This window comes from Lysinibacillus sp. RC79 (assembly GCF_041262405.1).
Taxonomy (GTDB): Bacteria; Bacillota; Bacilli; order Bacillales_A; family Planococcaceae; genus Lysinibacillus.
Genome location: NZ_JBGCCD010000048.1, coordinates 1 through 12818 on the forward strand (window position 1 = coordinate 1; position 12818 = coordinate 12818).

The window sequence follows — 12818 nt, forward strand, 5'->3', positions numbered from 1 at the left end:
GCTCTTTAGCGCCGATGGTAGTTGGGGGCTTCCCCCTGTGAGAGTAGGACGTCGCTAGGCAATGTAGACAGTCAGCTGAGTGCTGGCTGTTTTTTTTTTATGAAAAACCTTAATAATTTATCAATAATTCCACAAAACTTGCTTAAAATAAGATGATCATCTTAACTAATATTTATATACGAGTAGATGTAGAAGAAAATTAAAAAGGTTATATTCATCTCAGTGTAAAAAAGGAAGAAAAGGCTATCATAGTTAGCACCTAGAAAAATCTGAATTGTCTTTCTTTTATAAGTTTCTTGACAGTAGCTTAGCACGTTGTTAATCTTACAATTAATATTCTTTTAACTATAGGAGGACGTTACGAAAATGTGGGAAACTAAATTTGCCAAAGAAGGTTTAACTTTTGATGATGTATTATTAGTACCAGCGCATTCAGAAGTATTACCGAAAGATGTTGATTTATCAGTTCAACTAACACCGAAGATTAAATTAAATATTCCAATGATCAGCGCAGGCATGGATACAGTTACAGAATCTAAAATGGCAATTGCTATGGCACGTCAAGGCGGTATCGGTATTATCCATAAGAACATGTCGATCGATGAGCAAGCTGAGCAAGTAGAAAAAGTAAAACGTTCTGAAAATGGTGTTATTACAAACCCATTCTTCTTAACTCCGACTCACCAAGTTTTCGATGCTGAGCATTTAATGGGTAAATACCGAATTTCTGGTGTACCAATTGTTGATAGTATGGAAAACCAAAAACTAGTAGGGATCATTACAAACCGCGACTTACGTTTCATTTCTGACTATTCTTTAAAAATTGAAGATGTTATGACAAAAGAAGATTTAATTACAGCTCCTGTTGGAACGACTCTAGAGGATGCTGAAAAAATTCTTCAACAATATAAAATCGAAAAGCTACCAATTGTAGATGAAGAAGGTAAATTAACTGGATTAATTACAATTAAGGATATTGAGAAGGTAATTGAGTTCCCTAACGCTGCAAAAGACATTCATGGTCGTTTATTAGTAGGGGCAGCAGTTGGTGTTTCAAAAGATACGATGATACGTATTGAAAAGCTTGTTGAAGCACAAGTAGACATCGTAGTAATCGATACAGCTCACGGTCATTCTGAGGGTGTATTACAAACAATTCGCTCTATCCGTGAATCTTATCCTGAGCTTGAAATTATCGCTGGTAACGTGGCAACAGCTGAAGGTGCACGCGCCTTATTTGGGGCAGGTGCAGATGTAGTGAAAGTTGGTATTGGGCCAGGATCTATTTGTACTACTCGTGTCGTAGCTGGTGTAGGTGTACCACAAATTACAGCTGTTTATGATTGTGCAACAGTAGCTCGTGAGCTTGGTAAAACAATTATTGCTGATGGAGGCATTAAATACTCTGGAGATATCGTAAAAGCTCTTGCAGCAGGTGGTAACATTGTAATGCTTGGTTCACTTCTTGCAGGTACTTCTGAATCTCCTGGTGAAACTGAAATCTTCCAAGGTCGTCGCTTCAAAGTATACCGTGGTATGGGTTCAATTGGAGCTATGGAAAAAGGTTCAAAAGATCGTTACTTCCAAGAGGATGCGAAAAAATTAGTACCAGAGGGTATTGAAGGTCGTCTTCCTTATAAAGGGCCTCTAGCAGATACAATTTATCAACTAATCGGTGGTATTCGTGCTGGTATGGGGTACTGCGGTTCAGCTAACCTTGAGTTCTTACGTGAAAATGCTCAATTTGTTCGTATGACAGGTGCAGGTCTACGTGAATCACATCCACATGATGTACAAATCACAAAAGAATCACCAAACTATTCGATGTAATATATTACTAGCAACTTTTATGCTCTCGAATCGTCTACAAAGATGACACGAGAGCATTTTTTTATGATAGAGATTGCGCACGGACATTACTATATATGATAAAATGTCGAGGACAAGATTATTTTTTTGGAGGGCTTTAAAGGTGAAAAAGACAACGAACACTGTCATTCGCTTACTCCTAATTCCTGTTTTGTTATTTAGTGTTTTAGCAGGTATTCCAGCGAAGGCAAATGCAGAAACAGATTTAGGACTACATGTGGATGCTGCAATTTTAATTGACGCAGATTCAGGAAAAATTTTATATGAACAAAATGCAGATACTTCACTAGGTATTGCAAGTATGACAAAAATGATGACTGAATACCTGTTATTGGATGCAATTGATGCAGGTACAGTTAAGTGGGATCAGGAATATCACGTAACTGATTATACGTATAAAATGTCTCAAAACCGTGCATTAAGTAACGTACCATTGCGTAGAGATGGAACTTACAAAATTAAAGAATTATATGAGGCAATGGCAATTTACTCTGCAAATGCTGCTACAGTCGCTATAGCAGAAACAATTGCAGGTACTGAAACTGAGTTTCTAAAGCTAATGAATAAAAAGGCAGAAGAGCTTGGTCTTAAAGGCTATAAATTCGTAAACTCTACTGGTCTTAACAATGCAGATTTATTTGGTATGCAGCCAGCTGGTACTGGACCAAATGATGAAAACGTAATGCCTGCTAAATCTGTAGCTAAATTAGCATATCATTTACTAAAAGATCATCCAGACGTATTAAAAACGTCTAAAATTGCAGAAAAGACGTTCCGTGAAGGTACAGATGATAGCATCGACATGATAAACTGGAACTATATGTTGCCGGAATTAGCGTACAAATATGAAGGCGTTGACGGATTAAAAACAGGTACAACAGACTTTGCGGGTCATTGCTTTACAGGTACAGCAGAGCGCAATGGTACACGTTTAATTTCTGTAGTTATGAAGGCTGTGGGAGAGGATCCAAAAAAAGCGCGCTTCGATGAAACAGCTAAATTGTTTAACTATGGTTTCTCACAATTCTCGAAACAAGAAATTATTCCTGCGAACTATAAGTTTAAAGATCAAGAAACAGTAAAAGTTACGAAAGGTAAAGAAAACAAAGTAGCGATTGCTGTTAAAGAACCAGTTTCATTTATGGTCAAGTCATCTGAGAAAGATTTATATAAACCTAAACTAGTTTTAGATAAAAAGAGTCTTGAAGCAGAGGTTAAGAAGGGTACCGTTGTCGGAAAGTTAGTTCTTGAACGCTCAGAAGGCACAGATTACGGTTTTATTGACGGTAAGGACCTTAAAGCTGATGTTGTCACTACAGAGGCTGTAGAGCGTGCTGGTGGCATCTCATTATTCTTCCAAGGTGTTGGTAGCTTCTTCGGAAACTTATGGAGTGGTATTACTGACTTTGTTGGTGGCTTATTTTAATAATTAATAAAAAGAACACGAGATGTTTTTAAAACATCTCGTGTTCTTTTTCACATTTTTACGCTTTTTTACATACGCTATTAGGCGAAAGGATGTGGCTAAATGTGTGGTATTACAGGATGGGCTAGCTTTCAAAAGGATTTAAGAACAAGTAATGAAATTCTAAAATTAATGGCGCAAACGTTAAATAAACGAGGGCCTGATGATGAAAATATTTGGTGTAGTGAGCATATTGCATTTGGCCATCGTCGGCTAGCTGTCATAGATTTAATCGGTGGGAAGCAACCGATGAAAAAAGTACACGATGGTGCAAACTATGTCATTACATATAATGGCGAGCTTTATAATACAGCAGAATTAAAGAAAGAGCTTCAAAATCGAGGGCATGTTTTTACAACACATTCAGATACGGAAGTATTATTAACTGCTTATATTGAATGGAAAGAGCAATGTGTTGATTTTTTAAATGGAATTTTCGCTTTTGGTATATGGGATGAACAATCACAATCACTTTTTTTATGCCGAGATCGTCTAGGTGTAAAGCCTTTGTTTTACACAGAACAACAAGACGGCTTACTTTTTGCATCCGAAGTGAAAGCATTATTAGCCCATCCTTTGATTAAAACAACCGTTAATACGGAAGGGCTAGCAAATATTATGGCTGTAGGACCGTCTAGAATGCCTGGAAAGTCACTTTTTCAAAATATTAGTGAACTACGTCCAGGATATGCAATGCGTTTCACTAGAGAGGGTATACGAGTTTGGCAGTATTGGCAGTTACAGAGTAAACGTCATGAAGAGTCATTAGAGGAAACGATCGGGCATGTCCGTTTTTTACTAACAGATGCTATTGAACGACAGCTTGTTTCGGACGTACCGATTTGTACATTTCTTTCAGGAGGATTAGATTCCAGCATTATTACTGGCATTGCAGCAAACAAGTTTCACCAACAAAATAAAGGCAAACTCCATACGTACTCTATAGATTACGAGGATAATGAACGTTTCTTTAATCCACATGCTTTTCAAACATCCACGGACACGTATTGGATTCAAAAAATGACAGATACCTTTAGTACAACACACCATGCTGAGGAAATTTCTCAGCAACAATTAATCGATTCCTTAGTAGAATCTGTCATCGTTAGAGATTCACCAGGAATGGCAGATGTTGACTCATCGTTATTATGGTTTTGTCGAGAAATTAAAAAGGACTTTACCGTTGCGCTATCAGGAGAATGTGCAGATGAAATTTTCGGTGGTTATCCATGGTTTACAGAAACGACTACAGGTTTTCCATGGATTCGTTCACTGTCTGAAAGAGCAACAATGTTACAAGAGCGATGGCGTAAAAAATTAAAAGTTGAATCATATGCGCAACAGGCTTATTCAGAGACAATTGCTGAAGTGCCATATCTTGATGGGGAGAGTATTGAGGAAGTAAGACAACGTGAAATGTTTTATTTGAATATGGTATGGTTTATGCAAACATTGCTAGAACGAAAAGATCGTATGAGTATGGGGGCGAGTCTTGAAGTTCGTGTGCCATTTGCAGATCATCGCCTTGTGGAATATACGTGGAATATTCCTTGGGAAATGAAAAATTTAGGCGGTATGGAAAAGGGTTTACTTCGTAAGGCAATGCAACATTTATTGCCAGAAGAAGTTTTATATCGGAAAAAGAATCCGTACCCTAAAACTTATCATCCAGTTTATACAGCAGGCGTTCAAAAATGGCTAAGAGAAATAATGGAGGACAAAAATTCAATTCTTCATGAATTATTTGAACGACAGAAGCTAATAGAGCTAATTGAATCTGGTGGCAGTTCTTTCAAAGTTCCTTGGTACGGACAATTAATGGCAGGTCCGCAGCTTTTAGCCTATCTGGGTCAAATTCATACATGGTTTGAGTTTTATAATATCCAACTAATTGAATCATAATATAAAAGAAGCACCAACCAACCTTTTAACGTGAGGTTGATTGGTGTTTTTTCTGTATATCCCAACAGTTCATTAGCTTCTCAATAGAAGGTTCAATTTCATGTACTGGTATACCCCCAAAACCTAGTAAAAATTGAGCTTGTGAGGGTGCAGAGTGATCCAGACGATAATCAGATAGTGGATAGATTCTGATTTCTGCATTGGAGGCAATTTGCTGTAATTGCTTTTCGGGCAAAGTATGCTGTACGTCGAGTAAAATATGCATTCCTGCTTGCTCGCCAGTAATTTTAATTTGAGGAGAATAGTTTTCTAAAATAGAAGTAAGTTTTTCATGCTTTTTTCGATAAACCTTCCTCATTCGATTTAAATGCTTTGCAAAATGGCCGTCACGCATAAAATTAGCTACGATATGTTGATCGAAACGAGGTACTGTTGATGAATAGTAATTAAATACATCATTATAAGTAGTAAGTAAGTTTGATGGAAGTACAAAATAAGCAACGCGCAAGGACGGCATTAATGATTTTGTAAATGTACTCATATAAATGACTTTATCATTTCGATCTAATGCATGAAGTGCTGGAATTGGTTTTCCAGTATAACGAAATTCGGAATCATAATCATCTTCAATAATGTATCGAGAGGAGCTTTGTGCAGCCCAATTTAAAGCTTGTGCACGTCTTGTAGCTGATAATACTGCGCCTGTAGGGAATTGGTGTGATGGCGTAATATAAACAACGTCAGCGCTAGTTTTTTCGAGCTCATGAATGACAATTCCTTCATCATCGACTGCAATTGGATAGACTTTTCGTTTATGCTGGGAAAACATACGATGCACAGCTGGATATCCTGGGTTTTCAAGCGCAAAGCAAGTATCATCACTAAAGAGGCGCAAAATCATTGGTAGAAGCTGTTCTGTTCCTGAGCCGATGACAATTTGCTCGGGACTACAAACAACCCCGCGTGATTGAAATAAATAATTAGCAATCTCCGTTCGTAAAGATAGTTCTCCCTGAGGCTCACCTGTTAATAATAATTCCTTCGAGGCATCATCAAAGAGCTCTTTCGCATATTTTCGCCATGTTTGAAAAGGGAAGGCATCAATATCGATAGAACCGGGATTAAAATCTATCTTGTACGACTTTTTCTTAGGTTGTTCGTTTAAGAAAGGTACTGTGTCCTGCTGAATATACGGAAGCTCGTCAATTTCCTCTACAAAATAACCGACGCGGGATTTAGACATAATATAGCCTTCAGCAAGTAGCTGTGCATATGCAATTTCAATAGTGGTTTGAGAAATATTCAAAAAATCGGCTAATTTTCTTTTTGATGGTAATTTTTCTCCTACTGCTATTTTCTTTGTAATAATAGCTTCTTTAATGCCGCTATAAAGCTGGTCATAGAGCGGTTTTTCACCATTTTTTTCTAGTTGAAATAATAGCATGTCCATGTTCATTAATTCTCCTGGCCTTATAATTATTTTATAAACTGGATATTTTTATATGGTCAATTTCAATTATACTAAATTTCATCATAAAGGTGGAGGTTAGAAATCATGAAACAAACAGGTACAGAATTAGTTAAGCGCGGGATGGCGGAAATGCAAAAGGGTGGCGTCATTATGGATGTTATTAATGCAGAACAGGCGAAAATTGCGGAAGCCGCAGGAGCTGTGGCTGTCATGGCATTAGAACGAGTACCATCAGACATTCGTAAGGCGGGTGGTGTTGCACGTATGGCTGATCCTCGTATTGTCGAGGAGGTTATGGGGGCTGTAACCATTCCTGTCATGGCTAAAGCACGTATTGGACATATTGTAGAAGCAAGAGTGTTAGAAGCAATGGGTGTCGATTATATTGATGAAAGTGAAGTATTAACTCCAGCAGATGAAGAGTTTCATTTATTAAAAAGTGATTACACAGTGCCTTTTGTTTGTGGGTGTCGTGATTTAGGTGAAGCTGCTCGACGCATTGGTGAGGGGGCTTCCATGCTACGAACTAAAGGGGAACCAGGGACTGGTAATATTGTTGAGGCAGTTCGCCATATTCGTAAAGTGAATGCGCAAGTACGTAAGGTAGTTGGTATGACAGAGGATGAATTAATGACAGAGGCTAAATTACTTGGTGCTCCTTTTGAATTATTAAGAGAAATTAAGCGTTTTGGCCGTTTACCAGTAGTGAATTTTGCAGCAGGTGGAGTTGCTACGCCAGCTGATGCAGCACTAATGATGGAGCTTGGAGCTGACGGTGTATTTGTTGGTTCTGGTATTTTCAAATCAGAAAACCCAGAGAAATTTGCTCGTGCAATTGTTGAAGCCACTACGCATTATAAGGACTACAAACTAATTGCTGAGATTTCAAAAGAGCTAGGCGTTCCAATGAAAGGAATCGACATTGCACAGCTTAGTCAAAATGAGCGTATGCAAGAGCGAGGCTGGTAAGATGAAACGAATCGGTGTTTTAGCATTACAGGGAGCGGTACGAGAGCATGTGCAAATGTTAGAGTCTCTTGGGTGCGAAGCGGTCTTAGTAAAACAAAGTGCTGATTTAGAGAAGCTTGATGGGCTTGTCTTGCCTGGTGGAGAAAGCACAACGATGCGGAAATTGTTGAATCGATATGAGCTATTGGAGCCAATTCGCACACTTGCAAAGCAAGGTTTACCGATGTTTGGAACATGTGCCGGATTGATTTTATTGGCAAAGGAATTAGTGGATTATGAAGCACATTTAGCAGTAATGGATGTGGTAGTTGCACGGAATTCTTATGGACGTCAGGTAGATAGCTTTGAAGTGAAGCTCGACATACCTGAAATAGGTGTTGGTATTCCAGCTGTCTTTATACGTGCGCCACATATTGTTTCCGTAGGTGAAGGTGTTAAAGTCTTAGCAGAGCATGACGGGAAAATCGTGTTAGCAAAGGACGATCATTTATTAGGCTGTTCCTTCCATCCTGAATTAACATCTGATGCACGTATTCTTGAATATTTTGTATCTTCTATGGTGTGACTTGCAAAATCTTAATTCGTATAGTACAGTATGGATAAAATTTAAATAACTGAACACGATGATGGGAAGTAGTAGCAAGCACGTTTTTTTTAGAGAGTCAGCGGGTGGTGGAAGCTGATAAAAGCACTTGTGAATCCGTCCTGGAGTTGCGCAGTCGAAGTTAATGAAGTAGGCTGTCGCCGGCTGAAATGCCGTTATGAGATAAGTGGATTAGACAAAGTACAATGTGTCTAATCAATTAGGGTGGCAACGCGGGTAGCTCTCGTCCCTTTTGGGGATGAGGGCTTTTTTGTGTTTTTACTAAATATTTTCCCATCATTAAGAATCTACTGGAGGTATGACGATGTTAGATATTAAACGCGTGCGCGACAATTTCGCGGAAATTAAAGAAATGCTATTAACACGTAATGAGGATTTAGGAAACTTAGATGATTTTGAACAATTAGATGCAAAGCGTCGGGAGTTAATTGCAAAAACAGAAGAGCTTAAAGCTGAACGTAATAAAGTATCTGAACAAATCTCGATCATGAAACGTAATAAAGAAAATGCGGATGAAGTGATTGCACGTATGCGTCAGGTTGGCGATGAAATTAAAGAGCTAGATATCCAATTAAATGATGTAGAAGAACGCTTTAAAGATATGATGATGCGTTTACCAAACATTCCACATGCATCTGTACCAGTTGGCACAACAGAGGACGATAATGTAGAGGAATATACTTGGGGTGAGATTCCAACATTTGATTTTGATATTAAAGCACACTGGGATATCGCTACGGACTTACAAATTGTAGACTTTGAACGTGGTGCAAAAGTGACTGGTAGTCGTTTCTTATTCTATCGTGGTCTTGGCGCTCGTTTAGAACGTGCATTAATGACGTTTATGATGGACTTACATGCAGAAGAGCATGGTTATGAAGAAATGTTACCACCTGTAATTGTCAATCGTGATAGCTTAACAGGTACAGGACAGCTACCTAAATTTGAAGAAGATGTCTTTAAATTAGATGACACAGATTATTTCATGATTCCAACAGCAGAAGTGCCTGTGACGAACTTCTATCGTGATGAAATTTTACCAGTTGAAGCATTACCACAGGGCTTTGCAGCATATAGTGCTTGCTTCCGTTCAGAAGCGGGTTCTGCGGGTCGCGATACACGTGGTTTAATTCGCCAACACCAATTCAACAAAGTAGAATTAGTACGCTTTGTAAAACCAGAAGAATCTTATGAACAGCTAGAACTATTAACAGGTCATGCAGAAAAAGTACTGCAATTATTAGGGTTACCATACCGCAAACTAAAAATGTGTACAGCTGATTTAGGCTTTACTGCAGCGAAAAAATACGATTTAGAGGTTTGGATTCCAGCTCAAAATATGTACCGTGAAATCTCTTCATGCTCTAACTTTGAAGATTTCCAAGCACGTCGAGCAAATATTCGCTTCCGTCGTGAGCCAAATGCAAAACCAGAGTATGTACACACATTAAACGGCTCAGGTCTTGCAATCGGCCGTACAGTAGCAGCAATCCTAGAAAATTATCAGCAAGCCGATGGAAGCGTAGTAATTCCAGAAGTATTAGTTCCATATATGGGCGGAAAAGAAGTAATTGCTCCAAAGTAAACTGAGTCGAAAAATGAAAGAAAAGAAACTACTGTTGAAAATTTAATCTCAACAGTAGTTTTTCTTTTTTATGCTAACGATCTTAAACTATACATAAATTGGAGGCTAGTGTTCTTTAGAATTACTACTACAAAACTTTCCTCTTAATCATTTTCAACAATTAACGCTTGTCGCGCCCTTTTCTCGGCTTTTTTTCGTTCACGTAATGCTCTGAAAAAATCGGTTAAGATTTGTCCACATTCCTCAGCTAAAATTCCTTCCGTTACTTCACACTCATGGTTAAAGCGTGCATCGTTTAATAAACGATAAAGCGAATCTACACAGCCTGCTTTTAAATCTCTTGCACCATATACAACACGCGGCACACGGGATTGTAAAATTGCACCTGCACACATAGGACAAGGTTCAAGTGTCACATAGAGTGTTGTTTTTTCGAGGCGCCAGCTACCTATTTTTTTACAAGCGTCTTGAATAACCATTAGTTCAGCGTGCGTCGTTGCATTTTGTGTTGTTTCTCGTAAATTATGAGCCCGTGCAATAATCTCCCCATCGTATACAAGCACAGCTCCTATTGGCACTTCTCCAAGTAAAGCTGCTTTCTTAGCTTCTTCGAGTGCAATGTTCATAAACAATCGGTCTGTTTCAAAAATATCCACTATGATCTCTCCTTATTATTTAGTGTATCTTGCTTAATTGACAATTGCTACTATCAAATATGTCTCGGAATAATTGTTGCTGCCGCTGCGCTTTCGCACAGAAAAACAATGTAGCTGTCGCTTCGCTTTCGCTACATAAAACATTTGTAGCTGTCGCTTCGCTTTCGCACAGATAAACAATGTGTCCGGATTCAGTAGTAAGAAGTTAAAACGTTGACATTTCCAATACAACCATTTATATTTATATATGAATACATGCTCATATATAAATATAAAAAGGTTAGGGGTAAACTAAATGGATGAAAAATTACAAAATACAGAGGTTCAGACTAACAAAGAGCAACATTTAGACGAAGAAACATTATTCGTCGTGTCTCAAACATTTAAAGCATTAAGTGATCCGACAAGAATTCGCATTTTAAATTTATTATGTACGGATGAACATTCAGTCAACGACATCGCTGAAATTTTAGATTTAGGTCAATCAACAGTTTCACATCAATTACGTTTTTTGAAAAATTTACGGTTAGTGAAATATAGAAGAGAAGGCACAACCTTATATTATTCAAAAGATGATGATCACATAATGAATTTGTTGATGCAAGCTATTGAGCATGCTGCACATAACTAGAGTTAATGGAGGGATAAAACATGGGGCATAATCATGATCATGGCCATGATCATACACATGGCGCAAATAAAAAGATATTAATACTATCATTTATTATTATTACGAGTTATATGGTTGTTGAAGCAATTGGTGGTTATTTAACAAATAGCTTGGCTCTTTTATCCGATGCAGGACATATGTTAAGTGACTCCATTTCATTAGCGATAGCCTTACTTGCTTTTATGTTTGGAGAAAAGGCAGCAAGCTATAGTAAAACATACGGTTATAAACGATTTGAAATTTTAGCAGCGGTATTGAATGGTGTGACTTTAATTTTAATTGCTTTATTCATTTTCTATGAAGCAATAGAACGTTTTGCAAATCCACCAGAAGTGGCAACAACAGGCATGTTGATTATTAGTACAATCGGTCTTTTGGTAAATATTTTGGTAGCTTGGATTATGATGCGCGGCAGTGATACAAAAGATAATTTAAATATGCGTGGAGCTTATTTACACGTATTAAGTGATATGCTTGGATCTGTAGGAGCCATCGTTGCCGCACTATTAATGATGTTCTTTGGTTGGGGTTGGGCTGATCCACTTGCGAGTGTTATTGTTGCCGCATTAGTATTGAGAAGCGGATACTATGTAACGAAGGCTGCTATCCATGTTCTAATGGAAGGAACACCTTCAAACGTTGATGTTCAAGAGATCATACAAACTATTGTACAAACAAACGGCGTTCATAGCATTCACGATTTACACATTTGGACAATAACAAGTGGAGCAAATGCACTTTCATGTCATGCAGTTGTTGAGGATCAGTTAAAAATTGCGGATAGTGAGAATATATTACGAGAAATTGAACATAATCTTGAGCATAAGGGCATAAAGCATGTAACGATTCAATTGGAAACAGTAGCGCATAAGCACGATAATTCAATTTTATGTACAATGAAAAATGAGCAGTCGAATCATCACCACCATCATCATTAACTAAATTAAAAATTTTAAGCTTTACATACCCTTCGTGGGTATAGTATGATGATTGTGAAATAGGAGGTGGAGAACACAGTGAAAGAAGATGCTTGTCATACAGAGGAAGCTACGTCGTGTCGAAAAAGCCATCACCCTGAACGCGTAAAAAAAGATTTAACGACTCGTTTGAATCGAGTTGAAGGTCAAATCCGAGGTATTAAAGGGATGATTGAAAAAGACGTTTACTGTGATGATATTATTACGCAACTGTCTGCCACGCAGTCTGCTTTAAATAGCGTAGCGAAGATATTATTAGAAGGTCATTTAAAGGGATGTGTAGTAGATCGCCTATCAGAAGGTGATGAAGCAGTGTTAGACGAATTAGTAGTGACTATCCAAAAATTAATGAAGAAGTAAAATTTTTTAATAAATATATACCCCTATATAGTATCTAAATTAAAGGAGAGATATTTTATGCAAAACATAACTTTAAACGTACAAGGAATGTCATGTGGACATTGTGTAAACTCAGTGGAAAAAAGTGTTGGAGCTTTAGTTGGCGTTGAACAAGTAAAAGTAAACTTAGCTGATGGTTTAGTAGATGTAGCATTTGACGAAACACAAGTATCTCTAGACCAAATTAAAGAAGCAATCGACGATCAAGGCTATGACGTTAAATAATATAAATAGGGTGCTCATGTAGCACT

The 12818-nt window shown here is 37.8% G+C and carries 12 protein-coding genes and 1 other annotated feature; of the genes, 10 read left to right on the plus strand and 2 right to left on the minus strand.

Annotated elements, in window-relative coordinates:
* Positions 1-366 precede the first annotated feature (366 nt).
* The 3 genes from guaB (at position 367) to asnB (ending at position 5236) form a co-directional block, all read left to right on the plus strand.
* A complete protein-coding gene (guaB, locus tag ABH968_RS26350) occupies positions 367-1830 on the plus strand; it encodes an IMP dehydrogenase (RefSeq protein WP_370048788.1) in 1464 nt (487 codons plus the stop codon).
* Positions 1831-1972: 142 nt separating this feature from the next.
* Complete coding sequence (locus ABH968_RS26355; protein WP_370048790.1) at positions 1973-3295, plus strand: D-alanyl-D-alanine carboxypeptidase family protein; 1323 nt, start codon at positions 1973-1975, stop codon at positions 3293-3295.
* A gap of 102 nt (positions 3296-3397) precedes the next feature.
* The gene (gene asnB / locus ABH968_RS26360; RefSeq protein WP_370048792.1) at positions 3398-5236 is read left to right on the plus strand and encodes an asparagine synthase (glutamine-hydrolyzing); all 1839 of its coding nucleotides are present in this window, start codon (positions 3398-3400) and stop codon (positions 5234-5236) included.
* Between the two features lie 25 nt (positions 5237-5261).
* Here asnB and pdxR read toward each other — a convergent pair whose 3' ends face one another.
* Positions 5262-6686, minus strand: coding sequence for a MocR-like pyridoxine biosynthesis transcription factor PdxR (gene pdxR / locus ABH968_RS26365; protein WP_370048793.1), 1425 nt, complete (start codon positions 6684-6686; stop codon positions 5262-5264).
* 105 nt (positions 6687-6791) lie between these two features.
* Here pdxR and pdxS point away from each other — a divergent pair, with 105 nt between their 5' ends.
* From pdxS to serS, 3 genes are all read left to right on the plus strand, one after another.
* Complete coding sequence (gene pdxS / locus ABH968_RS26370; protein WP_370048795.1) at positions 6792-7676, plus strand: pyridoxal 5'-phosphate synthase lyase subunit PdxS; 885 nt, start codon at positions 6792-6794, stop codon at positions 7674-7676.
* A 1-nt stretch (position 7677) separates the two neighbouring features.
* A complete protein-coding gene (gene pdxT, locus ABH968_RS26375; RefSeq protein WP_370048797.1) occupies positions 7678-8241 on the plus strand; it encodes a pyridoxal 5'-phosphate synthase glutaminase subunit PdxT in 564 nt (187 codons plus the stop codon).
* Between the two features lie 49 nt (positions 8242-8290).
* Positions 8291-8514: a binding site (T-box leader), on the plus strand.
* A 70-nt stretch (positions 8515-8584) separates the two neighbouring features.
* The gene (gene serS / locus ABH968_RS26380) at positions 8585-9865 is read left to right on the plus strand and encodes a serine--tRNA ligase (RefSeq protein ID WP_370048799.1); all 1281 of its coding nucleotides are present in this window, start codon (positions 8585-8587) and stop codon (positions 9863-9865) included.
* A gap of 143 nt (positions 9866-10008) precedes the next feature.
* On the opposite strand, the gene tadA is transcribed toward serS, so the two are convergent.
* Positions 10009-10521, minus strand: coding sequence for a tRNA adenosine(34) deaminase TadA (gene tadA, locus ABH968_RS26385; RefSeq protein WP_370048800.1), 513 nt, complete (start codon positions 10519-10521; stop codon positions 10009-10011).
* A 295-nt stretch (positions 10522-10816) separates the two neighbouring features.
* Here tadA and ABH968_RS26390 point away from each other — a divergent pair, with 295 nt between their 5' ends.
* The 4 genes from ABH968_RS26390 to copZ all read left to right on the plus strand — a co-directional run bounded on the left by ABH968_RS26390 (position 10817) and on the right by copZ (position 12792).
* A complete protein-coding gene (locus ABH968_RS26390; protein WP_370048802.1) occupies positions 10817-11152 on the plus strand; it encodes an ArsR/SmtB family transcription factor in 336 nt (111 codons plus the stop codon).
* 20 nt (positions 11153-11172) lie between these two features.
* Positions 11173-12129, plus strand: a complete 957-nt coding sequence (locus tag ABH968_RS26395; protein ID WP_370048804.1) for a cation diffusion facilitator family transporter — start codon at positions 11173-11175, stop codon at positions 12127-12129.
* A gap of 66 nt (positions 12130-12195) precedes the next feature.
* Positions 12196-12528: a metal-sensitive transcriptional regulator gene (locus ABH968_RS26400; RefSeq protein ID WP_053593613.1), complete on the plus strand. Its 333-nt coding sequence runs from the start codon at positions 12196-12198 to the stop codon at positions 12526-12528.
* Positions 12529-12585: 57 nt separating this feature from the next.
* Positions 12586-12792 carry a copper chaperone CopZ gene (copZ, locus tag ABH968_RS26405; protein ID WP_370048805.1) on the plus strand — a complete coding sequence of 69 codons (207 nt, stop codon included), beginning with the start codon at positions 12586-12588 and terminating at the stop codon, positions 12790-12792.
* The last annotated feature ends 26 nt before the right edge of the window (positions 12793-12818 follow it).

What these genes read in the sequence shown, in the direction of transcription:
- guaB (WP_370048788.1), top strand. Translation starts at nt 367, where the DNA reads ATGTGGGAAACTAAATTTGCCAAAGAAGGTTTAACTTTTGATGATGTA.
- asnB (WP_370048792.1), top strand. Translation starts at nt 3,398, where the DNA reads ATGTGTGGTATTACAGGATGGGCTAGCTTTCAAAAGGATTTAAGAACA.
- pdxR (WP_370048793.1), bottom strand. Translation starts at nt 6,686, where the DNA reads ATGGACATGCTATTATTTCAACTAGAAAAAAATGGTGAAAAACCGCTC.
- pdxS (WP_370048795.1), top strand. Translation starts at nt 6,792, where the DNA reads ATGAAACAAACAGGTACAGAATTAGTTAAGCGCGGGATGGCGGAAATG.
- pdxT (WP_370048797.1), top strand. Translation starts at nt 7,678, where the DNA reads ATGAAACGAATCGGTGTTTTAGCATTACAGGGAGCGGTACGAGAGCAT.
- serS (WP_370048799.1), top strand. Translation starts at nt 8,585, where the DNA reads ATGTTAGATATTAAACGCGTGCGCGACAATTTCGCGGAAATTAAAGAA.
- ABH968_RS26390 (WP_370048802.1), top strand. Translation starts at nt 10,817, where the DNA reads ATGGATGAAAAATTACAAAATACAGAGGTTCAGACTAACAAAGAGCAA.
- ABH968_RS26395 (WP_370048804.1), top strand. Translation starts at nt 11,173, where the DNA reads ATGGGGCATAATCATGATCATGGCCATGATCATACACATGGCGCAAAT.
- copZ (WP_370048805.1), top strand. Translation starts at nt 12,586, where the DNA reads ATGCAAAACATAACTTTAAACGTACAAGGAATGTCATGTGGACATTGT.